Annotated in this window: 19 protein-coding genes; 7 read left to right on the top strand and 12 right to left on the bottom strand. The window is 44.0% G+C overall.

Going from position 1 to position 22,956, the window contains the following annotated elements; translation table 11 throughout:
* Nucleotides 1–70 precede the first annotated feature (70 nt).
* The 9 genes from NIES593_RS16050 to NIES593_RS16090 form a co-directional block, all read right to left on the bottom strand.
* Nucleotides 71–3,385, bottom strand: a complete 3,315-nt coding sequence (locus tag NIES593_RS16050; RefSeq protein ID WP_073600539.1) for an efflux RND transporter permease subunit — start codon at nt 3,383–3,385, stop codon at nt 71–73.
* 327 nt (nt 3,386–3,712) lie between these two features.
* Nucleotides 3,713–4,267: an NUDIX hydrolase gene (locus tag NIES593_RS16055; protein WP_073600540.1), complete on the bottom strand. Its 555-nt coding sequence runs from the start codon at nt 4,265–4,267 to the stop codon at nt 3,713–3,715.
* Nucleotides 4,268–4,305: 38 nt separating this feature from the next.
* A complete protein-coding gene (locus tag NIES593_RS16060; RefSeq protein WP_073600541.1) occupies nt 4,306–4,701 on the bottom strand; it encodes an SCP-2 sterol transfer family protein in 396 nt (131 codons plus the stop codon).
* A 5-nt stretch (nt 4,702–4,706) separates the two neighbouring features.
* Nucleotides 4,707–5,252 (bottom strand): DUF3122 domain-containing protein, encoded by a 546-nt coding sequence (locus NIES593_RS16065; RefSeq protein WP_073600542.1) that lies wholly within the window; start codon nt 5,250–5,252, stop codon nt 4,707–4,709.
* Between the two features lie 202 nt (nt 5,253–5,454).
* Nucleotides 5,455–6,063, bottom strand: coding sequence for a Tll0287-like domain-containing protein (locus NIES593_RS16070; RefSeq protein ID WP_073600543.1), 609 nt, complete (start codon nt 6,061–6,063; stop codon nt 5,455–5,457).
* Nucleotides 6,064–6,097: 34 nt separating this feature from the next.
* Nucleotides 6,098–7,441: an efflux RND transporter periplasmic adaptor subunit gene (locus tag NIES593_RS16075; protein ID WP_073600544.1), complete on the bottom strand. Its 1,344-nt coding sequence runs from the start codon at nt 7,439–7,441 to the stop codon at nt 6,098–6,100.
* Nucleotides 7,442–7,577: 136 nt separating this feature from the next.
* Nucleotides 7,578–7,916, bottom strand: a complete 339-nt coding sequence (locus NIES593_RS16080; protein WP_245817553.1) for an ArsR/SmtB family transcription factor — start codon at nt 7,914–7,916, stop codon at nt 7,578–7,580.
* A 38-nt stretch (nt 7,917–7,954) separates the two neighbouring features.
* On the bottom strand, nt 7,955–9,271 hold the full coding sequence (locus tag NIES593_RS16085; RefSeq protein ID WP_073600546.1) for an NAD(P)/FAD-dependent oxidoreductase: 1,317 nt from the start codon (nt 9,269–9,271) through the stop codon (nt 7,955–7,957).
* Nucleotides 9,272–9,491: 220 nt separating this feature from the next.
* Complete coding sequence (locus NIES593_RS16090) at nt 9,492–10,127, bottom strand: exopolysaccharide biosynthesis protein (protein ID WP_073600547.1); 636 nt, start codon at nt 10,125–10,127, stop codon at nt 9,492–9,494.
* A gap of 297 nt (nt 10,128–10,424) precedes the next feature.
* Between NIES593_RS16090 and NIES593_RS24645 the strand changes: the two genes are divergently transcribed.
* Together NIES593_RS24645 and NIES593_RS16095 are read left to right on the top strand one after the other, a co-directional pair.
* Nucleotides 10,425–10,610 carry a hypothetical protein gene (locus NIES593_RS24645; RefSeq protein WP_217651936.1) on the top strand — a complete coding sequence of 62 codons (186 nt, stop codon included), beginning with the start codon at nt 10,425–10,427 and terminating at the stop codon, nt 10,608–10,610.
* A 121-nt stretch (nt 10,611–10,731) separates the two neighbouring features.
* Nucleotides 10,732–11,730 carry an NAD(P)/FAD-dependent oxidoreductase gene (locus tag NIES593_RS16095; RefSeq protein ID WP_073600548.1) on the top strand — a complete coding sequence of 333 codons (999 nt, stop codon included), beginning with the start codon at nt 10,732–10,734 and terminating at the stop codon, nt 11,728–11,730.
* Here NIES593_RS16095 and NIES593_RS16100 read toward each other — a convergent pair.
* Together NIES593_RS16100 and NIES593_RS16105 are read right to left on the bottom strand one after the other, a co-directional pair.
* Nucleotides 11,727–12,122, bottom strand: coding sequence for an ArsR/SmtB family transcription factor (locus NIES593_RS16100; RefSeq protein ID WP_073600549.1), 396 nt, complete (start codon nt 12,120–12,122; stop codon nt 11,727–11,729). The genes NIES593_RS16095 and NIES593_RS16100 overlap by 4 nt on opposite strands.
* A gap of 246 nt (nt 12,123–12,368) precedes the next feature.
* Nucleotides 12,369–13,739 carry a CmpA/NrtA family ABC transporter substrate-binding protein gene (locus tag NIES593_RS16105; RefSeq protein WP_073600550.1) on the bottom strand — a complete coding sequence of 457 codons (1,371 nt, stop codon included), beginning with the start codon at nt 13,737–13,739 and terminating at the stop codon, nt 12,369–12,371.
* Between the two features lie 277 nt (nt 13,740–14,016).
* Between NIES593_RS16105 and NIES593_RS16110 the strand changes: the two genes are divergently transcribed.
* Nucleotides 14,017–15,201, top strand: coding sequence for a class I SAM-dependent rRNA methyltransferase (locus NIES593_RS16110; RefSeq protein ID WP_073600551.1), 1,185 nt, complete (start codon nt 14,017–14,019; stop codon nt 15,199–15,201).
* A 331-nt stretch (nt 15,202–15,532) separates the two neighbouring features.
* Nucleotides 15,533–16,516, top strand: a complete 984-nt coding sequence (locus NIES593_RS16115) for a 2-hydroxyacid dehydrogenase (RefSeq protein ID WP_073600552.1) — start codon at nt 15,533–15,535, stop codon at nt 16,514–16,516.
* A gap of 18 nt (nt 16,517–16,534) precedes the next feature.
* Here the strand turns inward: NIES593_RS16115 and NIES593_RS16120 are convergent, their stop codons facing one another.
* Nucleotides 16,535–17,881 (bottom strand): histidine phosphatase family protein, encoded by a 1,347-nt coding sequence (locus NIES593_RS16120; protein WP_073600553.1) that lies wholly within the window; start codon nt 17,879–17,881, stop codon nt 16,535–16,537.
* A 217-nt stretch (nt 17,882–18,098) separates the two neighbouring features.
* On the opposite strand from NIES593_RS16120, the gene NIES593_RS16125 reads away from it, so the two are divergent.
* The 3 genes from NIES593_RS16125 to NIES593_RS16135 are packed head-to-tail and all read left to right on the top strand — an operon-like array spanning nt 18,099 to nt 22,919.
* A complete protein-coding gene (locus NIES593_RS16125) occupies nt 18,099–19,673 on the top strand; it encodes a hypothetical protein (RefSeq protein ID WP_073600554.1) in 1,575 nt (524 codons plus the stop codon).
* Between the two features lie 46 nt (nt 19,674–19,719).
* Complete coding sequence (locus NIES593_RS16130; protein WP_073600555.1) at nt 19,720–21,300, top strand: hypothetical protein; 1,581 nt, start codon at nt 19,720–19,722, stop codon at nt 21,298–21,300.
* Nucleotides 21,297–22,919 carry a DUF2079 domain-containing protein gene (locus tag NIES593_RS16135; RefSeq protein ID WP_073600556.1) on the top strand — a complete coding sequence of 541 codons (1,623 nt, stop codon included), beginning with the start codon at nt 21,297–21,299 and terminating at the stop codon, nt 22,917–22,919. The genes NIES593_RS16130 and NIES593_RS16135 overlap by 4 nt, the downstream gene beginning before the upstream one ends.
* Nucleotides 22,920–22,956 lie beyond the last annotated feature (37 nt).

A 22,956-nucleotide genomic window follows, 5' to 3' on the forward strand; every position in this document is an offset into this window, starting at 1 on the left:
TTATTGGTTAGTTATTTTTACATATAGTTAGGTAGACAGATAAATTTATGTTTATTTCTTTGCCATTCTCTTAAACTGGATGACTTGAGTTAACCGACTGTATCTGTTGCTCGCTTAGAGAAAGAGAGATATTGTCCGATCCAGTACGCGATCGCTTTTCGCCATAATACATTAAGGGAATGACGATTAAGGTCAGAGCAGAAGAGGTCAGCATTCCGCATAATAACGTCCAAGCTAGTCCCGACCAAACGGGATCGTTGAGAATGCTTAAAGTCCCTAACATGGTCGTTACGCTAGTCAGCAAAATCGGACGAAATCGTACTGCTCCCGCTTCGAGGATAGCAGTTTTTAAATCGACTCCTTCGCGCAGGCGATCGCCAATAAACTCCAACAGCACGATCGCGTTGCGGACGACAATTCCCGCGAGGGCAATTACGCCAATCATGGCAGTAGCGCTAAAGTAAACCCCATTAAGAGAGAACCCGATCAAAATGCCGATTAAGGCCAGGGGAATCGCGCCCATGATAATCAGAGGCACTTTAAAACTGCGGAATTGACCTACTAGAATAAAATAGATCGACATTACCGCTACCAACATTGCCAATCCCAAATCCCGGAAAACATCGAGGGTTAGCTTCCATTCCCCGTCCCATTTGATGTTGTAGCCTTGAGGCAAGGGATGGCGCAAGAAATAAATCATTTGGTCGATAACGGCGTAGACGGAGGAACGATTGCCCATTTCGCCCATCACATAGGTAACGGGTCGTTGATCTTTGTGGAAAATCGGTTCGTCTACGATAGTAGGTTGAAACTCGATCAGTTCCGTCAGGGGAACGAGATTTCCAGTTGGGGTGGGAATTTGAATGCGAGTAAGGTCGTCAAGATTCTGTCTGTTCGTTTCGGCAAAGCGTACTTGAATAGCTACGGGGGAGAGTTCTCCAGGTACTTGCAGGGTAGAAACATTTGCCCCAGCGAGTGCCATATTTAGCGTTTGGGCAATCTCTTGCGCGGTTAAACCGGCTTGGTTGATTTTGTTGCGATCTACTACCAACTTCATTTGGGGGATCCGATTTTTGACCGAATCGTCAATATCGACTACCTCCTTAGTGTCACTGAAGACTTGGCGGACTGTTTTTGCTAACTGACGCAGGCGATCGTAATCGGCACCGTAAATTTCTGCTAGCATGGTCGATCGCACTGGAGGACCGGGCGGATCTTCGACTAACTTGACAATGGCATTATTAGCTGTTGCAATTGCGCTTAACTGGGAACGCAAGCGGAAAACGATTGTTTCAGAATCTTCTTTGCGAGCCTCTTTATTGGTTAAATGAACCCGAATATCGGCAAAATGTTCGCCCGTGCGATCGCTACTGCCTCGCAGCAAGCCATTAAAGTCTATTGGCGCGCCCGTGCCTACATAGCTTTCGAATTGCACCACTTGGGGATCTTGGGTTAAAACGGCTTCCATTTCTCGAACGATGCGATCGGTCTCTACTAACTCTTTTCCCAGCGGCGCATCGAGTTGGATTAAGAACGTATCTTTATTTGCTTTGGGCAACATTCGGAATTTGACCGCCTCAGTCAAGGGCAGGATAAAACTTGCCAGTAACAAACCCGTAATGAAAAACAGCACGAAGCGGCGACGTTGGGCAGAGTCGAGTAAGGGTTCTAAGATGCGGCGATATAGCTTGTAGATGCGGGTTTGCCGTACTTTCTCAGACTCGTTAGCGGCAGATTCTGCCCCATTTCCCGTTTCCCGTTTCGGTTTAATTTTAATTAACCGCAATGCCAGAAAGGGAGTCACCGTCAATGCCAAGGTGGTACTAATCAGCATGGCGACGGGCACGTTAAAAGGAATTGGCGCCATGTAAGGTCCCATCATGCCAGTGACGAAGCGCATGGGCAGGAAGGCGAGGATGACGGTGACGGTGGAGAGAACGATGGGAACGCCTAGTTCGGCTACGGCGGCGATCGCTTCTGAGGTTTTTTCGGAAAAACTCATGTTGGCTTTGAGTGCAAAGCGACGGTGAATATTTTCTGTCGCCGCGATCGCGTCATCTACTAACGTACCCAATGCCAAAATCAGCGCAAAAAGGGTAATTCGGTTAATGGTTTGACCGGCAATCCAACCCACTAACAGCGTTCCTGCCAGGGTTAGGGGAATGACAAAGGCAACAATGGAAGCTTCGCGCCAACCCAAGAAAATTACCAGTAGAGCTACCACGATCGCGATCGCTTGCAATAAACTGGTGTAAAGATCCCCGACTGCCCTAGATGCCGTCAGTCCATCGTTGCGACTGACCCCAATTTCTACCCCTGGCGGTAGTTGAGATTTTAGTTCGTCGAGGCGCTTAAAGATCTGCTTGGCAACGGTGACGGCGTTAGTGCCTTTTTTCTTGGCGATGCCGATGGTCACTGCGTTTTGGCTGACGAATTCTTCCTGGGGATGTTCTTTGGGGTTGGGATAGGGATTGGCGATGTTCCAATCTTTGCGGTAGTGAATGCGCGAATAGGTAACGCGATCTCCGAAATCATCTTTGATGGTTGCTACATCCCGCAGATAAATGGGAGATTTGTTGGCTGCGCCGCTAAAGCCGACAATAACATCCCCTAGATCGGCGGCTGAGGAGAATAAACTGCCCCCTTCAATAAAGAGTCGGTTTTCTCCCGCCGAAACATCCCCCGCGGGGAGTTGGATATTTTCTCCTTGCAGGCGTTGGGCGATCGCGGTAGGAGATAGTTTGTAGCCGGCTAATTTATCCGGATCTAAATCCACTCGCATGACGCGGGGTTGTCCCCCTGTAATCGTCAAGTTCCCCGTATTGGGAATGCTGCGTAAGTCTTCTAATAACCTCTCTCCGATGCGGCGCAGTTGGTTATCTGAATATCCCTCTCCCGCGATCGTCAGGGTAACGATCGGCACGTCGTCAGTAATTGTCGGTTTGACGAGGTAATTTACCCCAGGCGGAAAAATATCTTGCCAATTATATAACTGGTTTTGTAGCTTGAATAGGGAATCTTCCCAGTTTTCTCCGACAAAAAACTGCACCGTAATCTTTGCCCCGGAATTCTGGGAAACCGAATAAATATGCTCGACTCCCGTTATTTCCCGAATTTTGGCTTCTACTGGAGTCGTAACCGTTTTCTCGACGACCTCTGCGGGTGCGCCTGGATACTGCAAGTAAACGTCAGCCGCCGGAACGACAATTTGCGGATTTTCTTCTTTAGGGGTAAAGATGACTGCTGCTATGCCAAACACGATAAGAGCAGCAATGAGAAGGATTGTCACCTGGGAATTAATAAAATAGGCAGTAATTTGTCCTACCAGGTTCGGTTTTTGGATTTCGGCGCGATCGCTCGGCGTTCCGTAGGAATCGTCAGACATGGCAGTTATCCAGATTGATTTCGTCGGTTAAACTAATTGGCAATTATTTATTATACAACTATTTAGTTATTTAGCAAAATAGAGGCTCATACCATTTTTCATTCATTAATGACACAAATGGTCGATCGCCCCCACCCCCTACCCCTCTCCTAATTTGGGAGAGGGGAGAAGAATGTATATCGCGAAAACCTGAAATAGTTTTCTAGGGTTGAGGACTAAATTACTTTTGAATAAAGCAAAAGCGTTATTGCGAACCACTTAAAAAAGAATTGAAACCACTGCTCTATTAAGCTTAAGCTTCCGCGATCCAAAATGGTATGAGTTTCTTTAACTCAGCGATCGCGATCTAGTCAGCCACCATTCCAACAACAAGGCTCGACATTGCAGACAAGTTAGAGATTTGAGCAAGGACTCAACACCTAAGTTGGTAATAGGATAAGTGCCTCCAATAAAGTTTGCAGGAATTTTAGCTGTAGAATGCAAGTCAGCGATGAATCCATAAAGCTTCTGATTGGAAAAGGAACTATTGACTGCCCATCCCTGACCATTTAAAGGGGTTATCTGAGCGATCTCTTCTGCTATAACCCCTAGTTCGCGTTGGAGAATAGTTGGCACTACCGCGATCGGCTGTTCTCCTTCGGGAAGTCTTCCGCCAGGAAAGTCCAAGGTTGCTTTGCCCAATCCGGGGCGGTAAGTTGGAGGGGGCAAAATTAGCTGGTGGCTTTGAATGGGTAAAATAATAACTGAATCAGCCTTTTCCACTCGCCAGTATTCTAGAATTTGTCCCTGTTGCGGCTCTTGAAGATGTTCGCCAATCAGAGTGAGCCAAGGAGAGCGAAGTTCGAGAAAGCGATCGCGAGTTTGCCAATCTGGGGAGTTCATTAGAGCTGATAATTTGTTGAGGTATTTAGAAAAATTCGTTAAACTCGTCCCATAACGGCGAAGGATTTGAGAAATGGTCCAACCATGCGGGGATCCTTAATCATCGCACCATAATCGCCTACGGCAAACTTGAGTTTGCCCTGCATATAAGCCGCGCTTAAACTCATCATATTCAAACCATTCTTGAGCCACTTTTCCCAATCTTTGAGATCGGCCCTCAAATCCCAGTTCAGTTCTTGTCCTTCATAGATACCGGCTTCTACTGCTCGACCTTCCTTGACGATGAGAATTCCTTTGGGTTTATCCTCTCTTTTGAAGCCATAGGCGATCGCGGAATTAAAATTAATTTTAGCTAGCGCATCCGCTAATTCCGGTTCGGCATTCCATTGGTCTTTGTATGCCTGCATCCATTCGGGGGAAAATAATTCTGCCATCGTTTCTATCCTTGGTTAATGTTTTCATTTCGTGACTGGGCTGCAAGAGTTTGCCATTCGAGCGTCACTTCGGCAGGAATTGAAAGATCGATCGCGCGATCGTCATTCATGACGAGAGATAAATGAACCGCTCCTGCTGTTGGTAATCGAGGCAATATATTTTTAAAGTCGTATTGACCGACATTAGGGGCGGGTGCTTTTTGGGCAAACAGATCTTCAGCTGCCAATATTTCTCCCTGGTTGGTTGTAATTTTCAACGGTTGAGGATGGGCAAATGCTGCCTTACCGGGAAACCCAACCAATCGCAAATTGACGGTCGTCGAACCATCGGCTTTAACCCGTTTAAATAGCACCACCTGCCAAGCATTTCCCTTTTCATCTCGCAATGTATGTCGAGATTGCTGTAATATTTGTCCGGGGGCTTCTTCCATCTGACGAATAGCAGCCGCAGCAGGTGAAACTGAGAAGGTTCCTAGCCCCAATAACAGCAGTAGAACTAAAGCGCCTAGCAATACCAACCACGAGAAAATCTGTCGAATGCGACACCCCATAAATATCTCCTATCTTTGCCTGCGACACCACATTGGCAAACTATTTTCATCTCGTAGAGTCAGAACATTATCGTCTTTGGTCACTTAAGAGGCAATCGGGGTTGCCATTTTAGCATCGGTAATGCTAGAGCCTTGAATTTCGGTGCGATCGCGATTAAGACAATAATCCGTTTCATTTGGTTTTCCTCCTTAGTTTGGGCAGCTACTCGCTACTGAGAGCTTTTTGCAATCCCTCTCGAACGTCGGGGATAAATACTGCATACATCCCCCGCAAGTCGCCCACTTGAAAATCAAAAGCTAAATCTTGAGGGTATTTTTTTTGAATAAACTGGGGTCGAGAATTTTTTGCACCGTGACAGGCAAGGCAACTAGCTTCGACATTAATACGACGATAGTAGCGAGTTCCTTGTTGTCCGTTAATAGTTTCTCGCTCCCAAAAGCCCATTAATTCTGGGTTTTGTTCAAACTTAGCTAGTGCCATTACCGAATGTAAGTTATCGGGGGCATGGGCGCTATTGCGATACTTTTTAGCAATTTGCTTGACTTGCCAGCCATTTTCTTGACTTAGCTGTTTTGCTCTCATGCCGACGGGTTGACAAACTTCTTTAAATGTCTGCAAGGTTGGTGCTTCCGGTTTTCCTTCCAAGGTTGAAGCTAAACCAGAACGCATCGCATCGAGGGCTTCAATTTCCCGAACTGCTTTAGCTAGTTCTGTCGGATCGGTTTGGGCATTGGCAATGGTAGGATGCCAGCTAAATAGCAGCAAAGTTATGGTAATTGCTGTTAGGAGTCGATACAAAGATTTCCACATAATCTATCCTAAATACAGTGAATAGAAGTGAAGGTTACTGAAGACTAACCAATGTTCCATCTGTGAGAGCGGGGCTAGGATTGAGAATGACGCGATCGCCTGCTTCTAATCCCCAATAGACTTCCACCTGTTCTCCATAAGTTGTCCCTGCGGTTAGGGTTTGAAACTGAGCTTTGCCGTCTACCACTTTGTATGCGCCAGTAATTCCCATGCGCTTGACGATCGCATTATTGGGAATCATCAAGGCTTGGCGAGCGCTGGTCGTCAATTGCAAGCGACCAAACATCCCCGGAATGATATCGGCATCCGATGCTAAAGCAATCTTAACGGTAAAGTTGCGCGAAGCAGGATCGGCTGCTGGGATAATTTGACTGACGCGACCGTTCACCGAACGATTGAGGGCATCTAACTCGATCTGCACTTGTTGACCGCGTTCGAGCCGACCGATGAGAGATTCGGGGACGGCAACGCTAAAGCGGAGTCGATCGATATTCTCTAAGGTGACTAAAGCTTGTCCCGTACCCGCCATTGCGCCAACTTCGGCATGTTTGCGCGTCACTACCCCAGTAAAAGGAGCTGTCACAGTCCCATAATCGAGGTTTGCTAAGGTTTGTTCTACAGTCGCCTGGGCTTGTGCGACTCCTGCTTGGGATTGTTCGATCTGTGCTTGTGCCTGTCGGACTTGGGACTGGGCTTGGTCAACGCTTGCGATCGCTTGCTTGATTGCCGCTTGAATTTGACCAATTCTGGCTTCAATCGTCGCTACGCGGGTATTAGCTTCATCTAGCTGGGATTGACTGACTACTCCTTCAGTTCGCAGCATCGCCATCCGCTTTTGGTGCAGTTTGGCATCGGCTAATTCTGCTTGAGCTTCTGTCAGGGTAGCTTGAGCTTCTCGAACGCGAGCTTCTGCTTGATTTTTTTGCGCTTGGGCAGTTAGGTAAGCCGACTGCGCCGCGCTGACAGCCGATCGCGCTTGAGAAATAGCAGCATTGCCTTGATTGCGCTGGGCTTGGATATCTCGTACATCTATGCGAGCAATCGGTTGACCGGCTTTGACTAAATCTCCTTCCTGTACCGGAAGTCGCTCGATCTGTCCCATGACGCGGCTAGTCAAAGTGACCGATTCTATTGCCTCGACAGTTCCCGTCAGAGTACGATCGCCCCGAACGGGCATTGGCTTAATAACGACTGTTTGCACCTTGATTGTCGGAGAAGTTGCGCTCGCTTTCGGGATTGGCTGACGACTGGTGGAGTTTGAGAATAACCACCATCCTACCCCTCCCGATAAGACAATGAGAGATGTCAATAAACCGATAACTTTTATATTAAGCCAGCTCTCAGGTAACTGAGGTTTCTCGATTGTAGAACTTTCCATTATTTTCCTCCTAGTTGGGAATTCAGAAGCTTATACCAATTTCCTAAATCCTTGCTACAGATAGTCAGAGAGAGGAAAGTGAGAAGTGTGGGAGGAGAACCATGACAATTTGTAGCCAGATTTTAGGGAATTCATCTTAAAATTTTTCTCTACGAGCTTTAGCACACAAGTTCATCAAGTCTCGATCGATGACGCGATAATAGCGGCATACGCCTACTCGACGACAAGCCACGACCCCCGCTCTTTTGAGTAGGTGTAAGTGCTTGGAAACATTAGCTTGGCGCAGACCAGTCCGTCGGCAAATATCATTAACGTTATATTCTCCCTGGCAAATTGCCGATAGGATTTGCAATCTTGTCGGTTCGCTGAGAATTTTAAATCGCTCTGCTAGACTTTCAAATTCTTGGGGATTAAGCGTCATTTCCATCTCGTTTTTGTGTCGATCGCTATTAGACAATATTGGTATCTCTGACAAAGTGCTTTTCTGGCTTTGCCATCTCACGGCAAAGTCCCTTACACCCGCCCGCCCGTCTTTTTCATTTCTAAGTTTTGTTCCCTTGAGGCTGACATCGGCTTGGTGAGAGATAATCCTAAAAGCCACAATCCCAAGCGCTCGAACCAGGGGATAGACATTCCTAAACGCATCTTGGCTAAGAAAAATTTCTCAAAAGCCGTCTTAATCCAACTCACCCACCAGCCCCGCGCCGCAAAAGCTCTGCGCCGCTTTCCCGTCACCGGATCGGGCAAAACGGGATTGGCAACAAAGAGAATCCCAGTATCGCCAAAGTCCGCCATGCAAATGGCTTCTAGGGTAGGAGTTACCGGCGCTGCTTCAATTTCCCCTAACTCTCTGGCAAGATTGTAGGCAACTGCCATGCCCATCGATTCGGTCATCTGACCCGTTTTCGGAACGCCAATCGGAATTGGAGTCGATTCGGGAGGGGCAAGTTGCACAGTCACCCCCAAACTATAAATAGAAGGGAAAGCGGGATGTTGATAGGTCGGTAGGACTGGTAAAAAGCCTTTAGCATCAGTCAATCCCGGTACGTCCCGCAAGAACTTGGCTCCGCAGAAAGGTGGCAGTAGCATGGCGTATTTGAACGGTAACTGGCGACCGTCTGCTAGGCAGATTCTTTCCGCATCAATCTGAGTAATGGCAGCATTTTCAATCAATTCTACGTTCCGTTCTTGCATTAATTCTGTCACCAGTTTCCCTGAGTTTGCCATCCCTCCAATGCCTAAGTGACCCGCATAGGGTTCTGGGGTAACAAAGGTAATGGAAACGCGATCGCGCAATCTTTTTTGACGCAGTACGTAATCTGCTAGGAGAGCAAACTCGTAGGCGGGTCCCATACAGCTAGCCCCAGGCACGGCTCCCACGACTAAAGCCCCTGGATTTTGCTCGAATTTTTTCCAGGCTTCTCGCGCTAATAGGGCATGATGAGGATTGCAGACTGAGTGGGTATAACCGCCTTCGGATCCTAAACCAGGTATGGCATCGAGTTTGAGGGAGGCTCCCGTAGCAATAACGGCATAATCGTAATCAATTGTTTTATCTCCTACGGTTATCTGTTTGGCGTGAGGGTTGAGGGCTGCTACCTGTCCCAATACCCAATCGATCGACCGATTTTTAACCAGCTTTTCGACATTGAGTTGGATTTTTTCGAGGGATGTTAAGCCAAAAGCGACGTGAGGCAGCGAGGGAATAAAGGTAAATTCTGGCTTGTCGGAAATCAGGGTGATGCGATGCTGCTTCGGTAAGAGATGTCGCAGTTCGTAAGCTGTTGGCAATCCTCCTAGTCCCGCACCGATTACGATAATGTGAGCCATTGGTCTTTCTCCGATTTGTTAAATCTAGCGCAGGATAAGGAGCGAGGTTCTGCCATGCGATCGCCGTCTATTCCCACGCTGTTAGGGAAATTATTTTCTTTTAATCTTAAATAACTAATTAGTTATAAAATAATAGTAAAATAAATCACTCAATCTTTCAAGGGGATCTGCTGACTGCTTTACTATTTCGATTCAAGACAACTTGATAATTGAGAGAGTGTCAATAACTCATGACTGATTTCAGCCAAGTTTTGATTACGTCTAATAAACTGCTCCCCCCCCAAATGACGGCAATGATAATTGACGTGGAAAGAACGCCTGCCATTAAGCAGATCGCTAAACCGCCGAGACTGATAAAGCCATCATCTTCCTGTAAACCAAAGGCTGTGACAAAAATTCCCATTGCCGGTAAGGTATTGGTTCCAGGAATGGGAATCATCATAGAAATGGACATCAGCGCGATCGCGATTCCTATTAGGACTCTACCAGTTAATGTAGTACAAACATAAGTCATGCGAGGACGAGTAATGGCTTCAATTCTTTTGAGCCAAGGAATCCCTGCTTTGACAATTTTCTGAGCGCTTTCCAACTTCATCGAGCCGTGCATCATCTTTTCAGGCAGCCAAGGCACTTTAGCACCTGCGATTAATTGAATGGCTAAAAGAAACATCAGAATCCCAAAAGGAATTGAGTAACCAGGTGCGGGAATCGGCAAGGCAGAAGGAAGAGAAAGAATAACAAATAAAAAGCCAAATATGCGTTCTCCTGCCAAGGTAAGGACTTCTACCAGTTTAATTTCACCTTGTCTTTCTTCTTCAAAAAAATAGCGCTGTAGTTCTACAGAAAGTTTAGCCATTGTTATTAGAAAAGTTTTAATACGTCTAATGTAAATTAGAAAAAAGGCAGGAGAAGTAAAAAGATAAAAGTTACTGGCTTTTAAATTCCCACTTCTCCTATGAATAGCACAAACTTGCCGATTCTGCTCACAACAGTTTTTGTGCTGATAGATAACCGATATTAACAGCAAACTCCAGGATACACCGATCGGAAACCCGAAGCCAAACCTCAAAGGAGTTTTGAGCCTCCTATTATAGGTTGAACAAATTACTATTTAGTTATAAAATTAATATAACTCTGAAGGGAGAGTAGTACTATGATATCTACTTCAACTTCTGCGCGATCGCGCACTACTCATCTATCCCCGTTAGTGTTCTTTGACATCAAAGGCGTAGAAGTTCCTCTCAAGAATGGGAAAACGATTGAATTTAGAGAGTTTGAATCAGCACAAACCCTCTTACCCAAGCTAATTAAGCTGCCGATCGCCAACCCTCGGATTTAATGGAGGGCGTACAACTAGCTCAGAAAGAAGCTTTTTTTAATTTCACTCAGGGACGCATTTTGTCTTTGGATTATTGAATTCAATTGCCTGGTTGTTCTCGCTCAAAATAGACAAAAAAACGATGGAACTCTCGAAGAAAAATCTCGCTCGAAACCTCGATCGCGTTTACGATGTCATTATTGTCGGTGGCGGTGCGGGCGGACTTTCTGCTGGCATTTATCTACAGCGATTCCGCCTCTCCAGTCTCATTCTCGATAAAGGCAAAGCTCGTTCCTTTTGGATGCAAGAATTACACAATTATCTAGGGTTGCCGCCAGATACCCCCGGTCGCGTGCTACTTAAGCGGGGTAAAGAACATTATCTCTCTCTCAATGGAGATTTTCTCAACGCTTACGTAGAAGAAGTTGTCGATGAAGGAGACACTTTTGCCGTGCGAGTTAAAGTCGGTCGCAATAATAGTATTTATCCAGTTTTTCGTTCTAAGTACCTGATTGCTGCCAGCGGCATCATCGACTATCTACCGCCTTTAGAAGATATGCAGAATGTCTACCAGTATGCGGGTTATAACTTACACGTCTGCATGGTCTGCGATGGCTATGAAATGACTGACAAGCAATGTGGTTTCTTTGCTGGTAGCGAAGCCAGTATTGAAGAGATGGTTTTCAACTTGAGTTGGTTTACGCCCTATATTACTGTCTTTACTCACGGACTGTTTGAGGTTAGTGCCGGACTTCGCTCCCAGCTACAGGAACATGGCTATCGCCTGATAGAGACACCCATCAAGAAATTTTTGGGTCAAAAACATCAAATGACGGGCGTAGAGTTGACGGATGGGTCGGTCGTCGAGTTGGAAACGGGTTTGATTTCGATGGGTTCTCGCTATCACAATACTTATCTCCAAAGAATAGATTTGGAGTTAAAGGGTGGCAATCTCGTCACCGATAAGATGGGTCGAACTTCCCACCCTCGGATTTTTGCGATTGGCGATTTAAAGGTGGGGCTGAATCAGGTGGTGGTAGCGGCTGGCGACGGCGCTTTAGCCGCCACTCAGATTTGGCGAGACATTCGCCGCGAGAAAGGACCACGTCGGTGGGAAGAAAATCTCAAAGTCTCGGTTTAGGATTTTTTTAGGGAAATATTGAATAGTTCTGTTGAGGGGGTAGTAAATGCTGTAAGCTGTTCAAATTCTTTAGCCCGTTGTTGCATTTGGTTACTAATGCGATCGCACACCAATTCGCACAAGTCAAAAATCATTGGGTCAGCAATCTCATAGTAGACGCTAACGCCTTGTGGTTGGCGAGATATGATCCCAGCTTGAGTCAGCGCCTTCAAATGTTTTGACAGATTAGCCTGCCCTAAACCGGTCGCTTCCGTAATTTCCTTTCCATTCATCGCCCCCGACCTCAAACAACTTAAAATCTGAAGCCGACTGACTTCGGAAAGGACTTTGAAATAGTCAGCTACCGAAGCCAGGACGATGGGAGAAGTCTTTGAGGAAAAAGTCTTGAGCATAGTGGAGATTGACAGCAATTAAAAACTTTATAACTATTTACTATTTTAGTTTCAAACGGCACCTTTTTGGGTTTCGTTGCAAAAACTATAAACAATCGGACAATCATACCCTGATTTATCAATGCCCCGCGAAGGGTATGCCCAAGCACAACCAAAAAAATTAAATAATTAGCGTCTGTATCACATCAAATGGACTCGGACACTTATCCAGTCGTCTAAAGAGACTTTACATCTGAGGCAGCGATTTTAATCCCTTTCGGTTCTGAGTGCAAAGATTTTAGATCGCCCTGCCCGCAGCACGAATTGATTGAGATAAGCTACGGGTTGACTCGGATCGAACTCTCGTCCGTCGATAAATGCTGTAGCGGGTTCTTTTTTCATTTTGTCAGTCGGAAGTAGGATGTTGAGTGCCTTGGCAACCTCTTCATAAATTTCTGTGGGGTAGATTTTGTTGAGGATTTCATCGGCATTTTGAGGATATTCTCGGCGATCGATCTGATTCCAGCGAATCATTTGAGTGAGCAACCAAACTGCATGAGAACGCCAGGGATAGTTAGCACAATCGGATTGTTTGAGATAATCCGTTGGCCGGTAGTGAAAGATATTAAAATCGGGAATCGAGGCAACGCCTTCTTGGTCTGCTAATTGAGAGTAGTTATATTTGCCTCCTAAAGATGGCTCGATCGCTTTGATTTCGGCGTTGAGATATTGACTCTGTGCTAGGAGTAGGGCGACATCTGCATGATTTTCCGGGCGATCGCAAAACTGACAAGCCTCTATAAGTGCGGCAACTAAAGCTTTTGCCGTGGTCGGATTCTTATCTACCCAGCCTTGCATAGCAGCTAAAACTTTGTTTGGATGTCCCTTCCAGATATCTCGACTCGCATAAGTCACGAATGCCGCCTTTTTCAAAACTGCATCCTGATTCCAAGGTTCGCCAATGCAAGAACCATCAATACTGCCTGCCTGTAGCTTAAAGATCGCTTGCGAGGGAGAAATTTCAGTAAATTTTACTTCTTTTTCGGGAGCGATCCCCATTGCAGCTAGCCAGTAGCGGTAGAGATAGTTTTCGATCGAAGCAGCCGATTCTATGGCGAAGTTAGGAGATTTCTGAAAGCCTCGAATATATTTGATAAAGCTGTCGGAAAATTCCTGAAAGTTGACGTAATCGATCGAAGGACGAATGTCAGCTTTCCAAGCTTTCTGCGAAAGAGCGATCGCGCTTCCATTGAGGTTGAGCGTCATTAGAGCTACCATTGAGGCGGCTTTTGCCCCCAGTTGAGCCAGCATCGGCATCCCGTATAACGCTTGTGCCGCATCAAAGCGCCATTCGAGCAATCCCTTTTCGATCTCTTCCCAACTCGCTTGCTTGCTTAAGGTAACTGTCAGCCCATAGCGCGAAAAAAAGCCCTTCTCCTGGGCAACAATGAGAGGGGCAGCATCAGTCATTGGAACGTAGCCAAGGGTGAGAGAGGTTTTCTCTAGTTTGTCAAAGTTGCTGGGGCGCGGTTGTTCGATCTGGATTGGTTCATTATTAGAACCGCGATCGCTACAAGCAGTAACGATTGCACTAGCGACTCCTAGACTAGAGTATTTAAGAAAAGTGCGACGTTGCATAATAATTTTGAATTAGGCATTGCTAGAAGAAGGACGAAATTTATTGCCATTGTTTTCCGCTTAGTTTTGTCTAAATCAGTTTATTGTACGCAAAGCCAAGAAATCAATTTCTTGGCTAAAAGCATCAGTCCATTAAAATAGACTGAAAGCCTTATCTAGTAATCATTGATTCCTATAGGCGAGGGGGAATTCATTCTCTTATCGCTTGAAGCGCAGGTGCTGAGCTTTGAGCGATTAAAAGACTATATTGAGAAATGGCTGAAAATTTTACTGACCGATGCCAAACTTTTCACGAATCTTTCTGCACGATAGCAAAGCAGATGCCGTTAAACGGTTCCATCCTTGGATTTTTTCCGGTGCCATTAAAAAGAAAGATACTGGGTTGAGAGAGGGTGAAATTGTAGACGTATACAGCAACAGTGGCGAGTATCTAGCAACCGGACACTACAGTCCCGGAAATATTGCCGTAAAAATTTTCTCTTTCGAGAAAGTATCGGACATCGATCGATTGTTTCTCGAAAAATTTCAGAATGCTTATTGGATGAGAAAAGAAATCGGCTTAGCTGCTAGCAAACAAACAACTTGCTATCGGTTAATTAACGCAGAAGGAGATGGATTGCCGGGATTAATTGTTGACTGGTATAATGGAACTGCTGTGCTACAAGCTTATTCTATTGGCATGTACGAGCAGCGATCGCTCATTGTCGAATGCTTGCAGAAAGTTTACGGTCAAGACTTAAGAGCAGTCTACGATAAAAGTGCTTCCGTTCTCTCCAAAACCCAAATACAGGTAGAAAACCAATATTTACTGGGATCGAGAGAAGATGGCGAAGTGCTAGAGTACGGCCATCGCTTCTATGTAGATTGGGAGGAAGGACAAAAAACGGGCTTTTTCATCGATCAGCGAGAAAATCGATTGCTGCTAGCTAAATACGTCGCAGGCAAGCGAGTTTTGAATACATTTTGCTATTCTGGCGGATTTTCTGCCTATGCAGTGAAAGCAGGCGCGAGTTTCGTTCATTCAGTCGATAGTTCGGCAAAAGCGATCGAATGGGCAGATCGTAACGTATCGTTAAACAATCCAGGTCAAATTCCTCACGAAACCTCGGCTGTAGATGTCTTTGATTTTCTCAAAAAGTACGACGGGGAATATGATGTTATCGTACTCGATCCGCCGGCTTTTGCCAAAAATCTCTCGGCACGCCATCAAGCGGTTATGGCATATAAACGGTTGAACAAATTAGCTTTAGACAAATTGCGATCGCCCGGAATTTTATTGACATTTTCTTGTTCGCAAGTCGTCGGACTAGACCATTTTCAAGGTGCCGTCACTGCTGCCGCGATCGAGTCTGGCAAGCCAATTCGCGTTCTGCACCACCTCACCCAACCCCCCGACCATCCAGTCAGTATTTATCATCCAGAAGGATTGTATCTCAAGGGATTAGTGTTAATAGTAGGGTAAACTTCAAGCAAGGTTGGGATGGGAGCGATCGCTCTCAATATTTTTTTGTCTAATACCATTTTTCATTCATTAATGACACAGATAGTCGATTGCCCTCACCCCTAACCCCTCTCCCTATTTGGGAGAGGGGAGAAGAATGTCGATCGCGAAAACCTGNAAATTGGTATAAGATGCTAAGGTCAATAATACGCCAGCGATTGAAATCGCTGCCTCATATTTCAAGTCATCTAAAGACGACTTGACAAATGTTTCAGGCCATTAAATACGCGATCGACCGAATCTATTTTAAAGAGTTACTCCATCAAAATATCTACAACTTCTGATTTGATCGATGTCTTTGCCCAAAATCTTCGTCACGCGCCGTATTCCCGATGCTGGATTAGAATATTTGCGCGATCGCGCCTCAATGGAGATCTGGACGGAATGCCAACCGCCTCCTTATGAGATAATCCGGGAAAAAATTCGGGATATCGATGGGTTACTCTGTCTGCTGAGCGATCGCATTGATAAAGATTTAATAGAAGCAGGCAGATCCCTAAAAGTCATTAGCCAGATGGCAGTCGGTTACGACAATATCGATGTAGCTGCGGCGACAGCGAGAGGTATTCCTGTCGGCAATACGCCCGGAGTTCTGACGGATGCAACGGCTGACTTAACTTGGGCATTACTCATGGCAGCAGCGCGAAGAATTGTTGAAGCCGAAAAATTTCTGCGCGAGGGACATTGGCAGACTTGGGAACCAATGGTATTGTTGGGAGCGGATGTAACGGGATCGACTTTAGGGATTGTCGGTTTTGGACGCATCGGACAAGCGGTTGCCCGCCGTGCCAAGGGATTTGAGATGCGGATTCTCTACTACAGTCGGCATCGGCGTGAGGCAGAATTAGAGCGATCGCTAGGCGTTGAATATGCTTCTTTTGAGCAATTGCTACAAGAGTCGGATTTTGTGACTATTCATACGATTTTATCTGATGATACCTTTCACTTGTTCGATCGCCCGCAGTTCGAGCAGATGAAACCGTCAGCCATTCTCATCAATACGGCGCGGGGCGCGATCGTCAATCCAGAAGCGCTGTATGATGCTCTTAAGACGGGTCAAATCGCTGGGGCTGCTTTAGATGTTACCGAACCCGAACCCATCCCCCTTGACAGTCCTTTATTGACTTTGCCCAATCTCATCATCGTACCTCACATCGGCAGTGCTTCCTACAAGACGCGATCGCAAATGGCATTGATGGCAGCGCAAAATTTAGTGGCTGGATTAATGGGGGAGCGTTTACCCCATTGCGTCAATCCTGAAGTTTACCGAAAATGACCGATTGCTGACAACTGATTACAATGCCCCTGCTGCCGTCTTATCTAAAATTCCAGAACCTAAATGAGTGGTAATATTAATCGCCTGTAAGACTGGCATTCCCTCTGCCCCGTCGGGATAGTCAATGACGCTAACGCCACCATTGCCCTGTTTGATGTTCCAGAAATTAGCAGGTTGCAACCCGAGGAGATAGCAGAGGATGACTTTGTTAATGGCATCGTGGGCGACTACAATACCCGTTCTTGGTTCTGGCGAATTGGCATAGTATTTTACCAGATCGTTCCAGTTGGCGATCGCGCGATCCCAAACCTGTTGCAAATTTTCTCCTTCTGGCATTTGTACGGTTTCTGGGGCTTCTTTCCACTGGCGCAGCAACCCAGGAAATTCGCTTTCGATCTCTGTTTCTAGTTTCCCTTCCCAAAGTCCGTGACAAATTTCCGTCAATTGTTCCTGAAGGTCTAAACTGACGTTGGGATGATTCTGAAGTATGATTTCTGCGGTTTCTTTGGGACGCAACATCGGACTGCTGAGTGCGAAGTCAATTGCCACATCCTTAAGAAACTCTGCCGTCCTCTGGGCTTGTTCCCTTCCTCTGTCGTTGAGGGGAATATCGCGAATTCCCTGAAAGCGCGACTCGCGATTCCACTGAGTTTCCCCGTGACGAATCAATAAGAAACGAGGTCCTTTATGGGGATTGCGGGGTGAAGGAAGGGGGTTGCCTAAGTGAGAAATTTGATTCAACGATTCTAACTGGACGGGTTCGCCCCAATTCCCGCTAAAGTTCAATACGTTGATACAGCAGTTGGACTGCTGAATGGAATGGTAGCGAGAGGGGGGAATGCCAAGGGCACTCATAATTAAGCAGCGATTGATGCCATTGTGCGCCACGATTACAATCGTTTTTCCTTGATGTTGGGGAAGGATTTCTTGCCAAAATTGCTGCGCCTGTTCGTAGAGAGAGAGAACGGGAAAGTGTTCCCGCTGTCCTTCGGGACTAGACAACAGCATTTTGAATTCGTGAGGGCGTTCTTTCCAGCAACGATAGTCTTCTGGAAATCTTTTTTCTACTTCGGATTTGGGCAAGTTTTCCCAAAGCGGCAAATCGATTTCCATTAACTTATCCGTCGCTTGTAGGGTGGGAGGATTCTCTATACAGCTTTGAATGATTTGGGCTGTTGATTTTGCCCGTTGCAAAGGACTAGAGTAAAAGGCATCAATGTTTAGTTTACTAAGGGCAGTACCAACTGTCTCGGCATCGACGCGCCCTTTTTCCGTCAAGACTGACTCGTCGCAGCGACCTTGAATTTTTTTCTGGGCGTTGTAGCTACTTTGTCCGTGACGCACGATAATAACGCGAGTAGTCAATCGTCTTGTCCTCCCTGTAAACTTTCGTTATCAATTATGTCATTTGTTAATGGTTATTTGACATTCTCGAAAATCTTTTTCTAGTCGCAGGAGGCAACAGTCTGTTAATCGAACGCACTTGTCATTAAGGAACAACCATGAGCATTCAGGCAGTCTACAATGAGTTAATACCTGCCAGCGCTCGAAATACTAGCAAAAGCGATCGCAAAAATTAGTAATGATATTAATCCAACAGAAAACGCGAGAATTGTTTAATTTATTTCAAAAGAAAGATCGGGGTTTAGAGCTTTCTTCACTCTCTATATTTTTCGTGTTTGGCTTGATTGGTATTCTCAATCATGCTATGTGGCGAGATGAATTAAATGGCTGGCTGATTGCTAGAGATAGTCATACGATTTATGAGCTATTTTCTAATGTTAAATATGAAGGTCATCCCCTGCTTTGGTATCTCTGTTTGGATTTACTCAATCAATTGACTCATAATCCCATAGCAATGCAAGTTTTGCATTTGTTTATCGCTACTGGATCGGCTTACTTTTTTCTTAAATTTTCTCCGTTTACTAAACTGCAAAAAATACTATTTCTGTTTGGATATTTACCATTTTATGAATATTTATTAATTAGTCGAAATTATGCGATAGGTTTATTGACTATTTTTCTTTTTTGTTTTTGCTTTGAATCTAGACAAAAAAGTTATCTAAAATTATCATTCATTCTAGCTTTAATGGCAAATACAAATGCTTATTGCTTGTTAATTGCGATCGCGTTTACAATTATCTTGCTCTTAGAGTATTTCTGGAAGGAGAAGCTGAACTATAAATCGACAGCGAGCCAGTTAAATATTATTATTAGTTTAGTCATATTTTTTATTGGTGTAAGTACCTCAGTAGCCACTCTTATCCCTCCGATAGATAGTAATTTACAAGGAGGCGCAACTGAATGGATGCTGCAATTCGATCTCGTTCAATTGGCTAGGACAATAACAAGGATTTGGAATAGTTATATTTTAATTTTAGTTCCAACTGATTCCAAGCCTTTAGATCTTTTTATATTTACCCTCTTTTCTTTAAGTATATTGGCTTTTGCAGTAACTATTTTTATTAGAAAACCTATTGCGCTACTTTTCTATCTTATTGCTAATCTAGAAATTCTAACTTTTACCTATGTTAAATTTCTAGGATCTGCAAGACACTATGGACATTTGTACATTATTTTGATTGTCTCGTTATGGTTAGCTAGTTATTATTCTCCATCGAAGCTATTAATTCATACATTAACCAAATTACCTAGTCAAATTAATAGCGCAATAGCTAACTGGAGCAATTTTGTCAGTCGATATAAAACGACTTTTATAATGATAATTTTATATGCCCAGCTTACAGCAGGAATAATTGCTTTTAGTCGAGATTTATTCATCCCCTATTCTGCCAGTCGAGAAACAGCAAACTATATTCAAAGTCATCATTTAGAGAAAATGTTTATTGTAGGAAGCGAAGATTTTGCCATTTCGCCTATTTGTGCTTATCTCAATCGAAAAATTTACTATCCAGAGAGTCAAAAATTTGGTAGCTTTGTTTTGTTTAATAGTCAACGCCAACTAACAAATGTCGATGAAATTTTAGAACAGGTAAGTACAATTTCTCATGAAAAAAATCAAAATATTTTATTGATTTTAAATTATGAACTCAAGACTTCAAGAGACGATTTAAAGTTATCTTTTTTAAAGAAATTTACTAATGCTTTTATTCATAACGAAAAATATTATATATATATTGCTGGCAACAGAATCTAGCAAAAAAGCACATTTAAAATAAAACTGATTGAAGGATTTTTTTAAGATGCAATTAATCGATAAGATCTCCCAGGATATAGCTGGAAAGAAAGACGATTGTCTTTTTGTTTTATGGTTAACTTCATTATTCTTTTGCTTTGGTTTAGTTGGCATTCTCAATCATGCCATGTGGCGAGATGAGTTAAATGTCTGGTTGATTACTAGAGATAGTATTTCTCTTATCGAACTTTTCCAGAATATAAAATATGAAGGTCATCCCAGTCTTTGGTATATATGTCTATATATTATTAATCAGTTTACCGATAATCCTGTAGCAATGCAGATTTTCCATTTGCTTATAGCTACGACAACTATCTATATTTTTGCCAAGTACTCACCTTTTACACAATTTCAAAAAATTTTATTTTCTTTTGGATATTTTCCTTTTTATGAATACTTATTAATTAGTAGAAATTATGCAATTGGAGTATTGTATATATTTTTATTTTGTGCTTTATTTCCTTCTAGAGACAGAGGTTACATCTTTCTTTCTGCTATTTTAGCTTTAATGGCAAATACTAATGCTTACTGTTTATTGATTTCAGTTGCTTTAGGATTAACTTTGATATTCGATCGTATTACAATTAGAAAAAGCGATCGCAATTTTACTATTCAAGCATCGAATATCATTGCCAGCATTTTAATATTTTTTTGGGGAATAATTGTTTCAGTTTTAACCATTATTCCTCCGTCAGATAGTAATTTGCAGGGGGGATTAAATCGCTGGATGTTCCAATTTGATTTGCATCGATTAACCCAAGCGATCGCGCGTATTTGGAATGGTTATATCGTTGTTTTAATTCCTGGAGATTCTCAGCATTTATCATTATTTTGTTTTTCTCTCGTTACTTTATTTATAGTAGTGTTTGTGTCTACGCTCCTGATTAGAAAACCTTTAATTTTATTCTTTTATATTACCAGTACCTTGATAATTTTATTTTTCAACTACATAAAATTCTTAGGCGTTCCTAGACATTATGGGCATCATTATATTATCTTGCTTGCATCGCTTTGGCTAGCCAGTTATTATCCTCCGTCAAATTTATTGACTAAAAATATCAAAAAATTCTCGCTTGCGCTCCAGAAAAAAATAATTAATTGGATGCAGTTTGTTCGCAAACGAAAAAAGATTTTTATCGCGATCGTATTGTATGCTCAGTTAGCTGGAGGATTGGTAGCTTTTAGTCGAGATTTACAAGTCCCCTATTCTGCTGGTCGCGAAACGGCAAATTATATTAAAAGCCATAACCTAGATCGAATGTTTATAGTAGGGAGTCGAGATGTTAATATGGCACCAATTAGCGGTTATCTCAATCGCAAGATTTATTATCCCGAAAGACAGAGGTTAGGTAGCTTCACTCTTTTTAATAGTCAAAGAAAAGATGTAGAACCGAGTATAGTATTAGAGCAAGTTAGCCAACTTGTGAGAGAAAATAATCCGGAGATTCTTTTAATCCTAAACTACAATCTGGAGCAATCGAGAGATGATATTATCGTGTCTCCAATTGCCTCTTTTACTGAGAGTCTAGTTTCTGGTGAAAAGTATTATTTATATAACGTAAAAGCTAACTCTAAAAAACCTAAATGATTGCAAAGCTTAAGAAACTAAGCATCGATCGCGATCGCAGCGCGATCGCGGCTGCTATTATATTCTTTACTGTCGAGTTAATCCTCGTACTCCATCGTCACTACAGTTACTACCCTTCCTATAGTTCTTTCGACCAAGGTATTTTCAATCAAGTTTTTTGGAACGGAATTCACGGTAGATTCTTTCAAAGTTCTCTTTCATCTAGCGAGTCTATTTCTGTTCCCATCCCAGAGGTTTCCTACCATCGCTTGGGGCAACATTTTACGCCTGCCCTATTGCTGTGGTTACCTATCTATGCGATTCTCCCGTCAGCAGGCACTTTGCTAGCTTTGAATGTGACCCTGATAACGGTTGCGGGAGTCGTTTTGTATATATTAGCTCGTCAGCGCCTCGACCCCAAACTGTCAGTCATGATTATGGCAGGTTTTTATGGCACCAAGGCAGTCATCGGTCCGACATTGGGAAATTTTCAAGACCTCTGTCAGTTACCTTTGTTTACATTTGGGTTGCTGCTAGCTTTAGAAAAGCGTTCCTGGGGGTGGTTTTGGGGACTAGCTGCATTAATTTTGGCAGTGCGAGAGGATGCGGGCATTCTTCTGTTCGGCATCGGATTTTATCTCATCGCCAGCAAGCGCTATCCTTGGATTGGTCTAGCTGTCTGCATCCTCAGTTTTAGCTATGCCATCGTCATTACTAGCAAGGTGATGCCTCTGTTTTCCCATGATGTCTCTGGAAGATTTCTAGTCAAACAGTTCGGTAACTTCGTCGAGGGCGACAAAACTTCCAGTCTAGAGGTACTCTGGGCAATTATAAGCAAGCCCTGGCAACTTTTGCTGGAAATCGTTACTCCCTTGGGCAGGACGATTCAATACATTTTCAATCATTCTCTTCCCCTTGCGCTTGTCCCTGTTATTTCGCCATCGACATGGATGCTAATTGCTGCGCCGCTACTGGTATTGTTGCTGCGAGACGACTATTGGGCATTGTCGATGAATATGCGCTTTGCCTTAACTGTTGTACCGGGGCTATTTTATGGCGCAATTATTTGGTGGTCGCACCATCCTGGTGCTTTTAAACCTAAATTGCGACGTTTTTGGGCGTTTTGCATCGGTGTATCGATCTTTTTTGCATTAACCTCTAATCCCCATCGCGCGCTGTCTTTTCTCATTCCCGATTCATTCGATCCCTGGGTTTATGCCTCGCCATGGCAACAGTGGCAACGTGCAAGCATTATTAACTCATTTTTGGCAAAAATTCCCTCCAATGCTAGCGTATCGGCAACTCGTCATATCGTTCCCCATATTTCTGGTCGTCGGGAAATATTAGGATTTCCGTCGTTAGAGTTGATTAATGATGCGGGAGAGAAGGTTAGTATCGATTATGTTATTGCCGATTTACGACAACTTCAGCAGTACCAAGTTGCTTTTGAAGATGATCGAGATCGACTGCGAGATCTGGTTGGCGCGATCGCACGGTTATTAGAGCAGGGTAGTTATGGAATGGTAGGCTGTCAAGATGGGGTTATTTTCATGCAACGGGGAGTTGCTTCCGATACGTCTGCTTTGCTTGCTTGGGAAGGTTTTCGTCAGGAAGTAGAACCGATTTTAAAACAGTCCTGATTTTTTTATTTCACGCAGAGGCGCTTCGGGCGCAGAG

This window comes from Hydrococcus rivularis NIES-593 (assembly GCF_001904635.1).
Classification (GTDB): domain Bacteria; phylum Cyanobacteriota; class Cyanobacteriia; order Cyanobacteriales; family Microcystaceae; genus Hydrococcus; species Hydrococcus rivularis.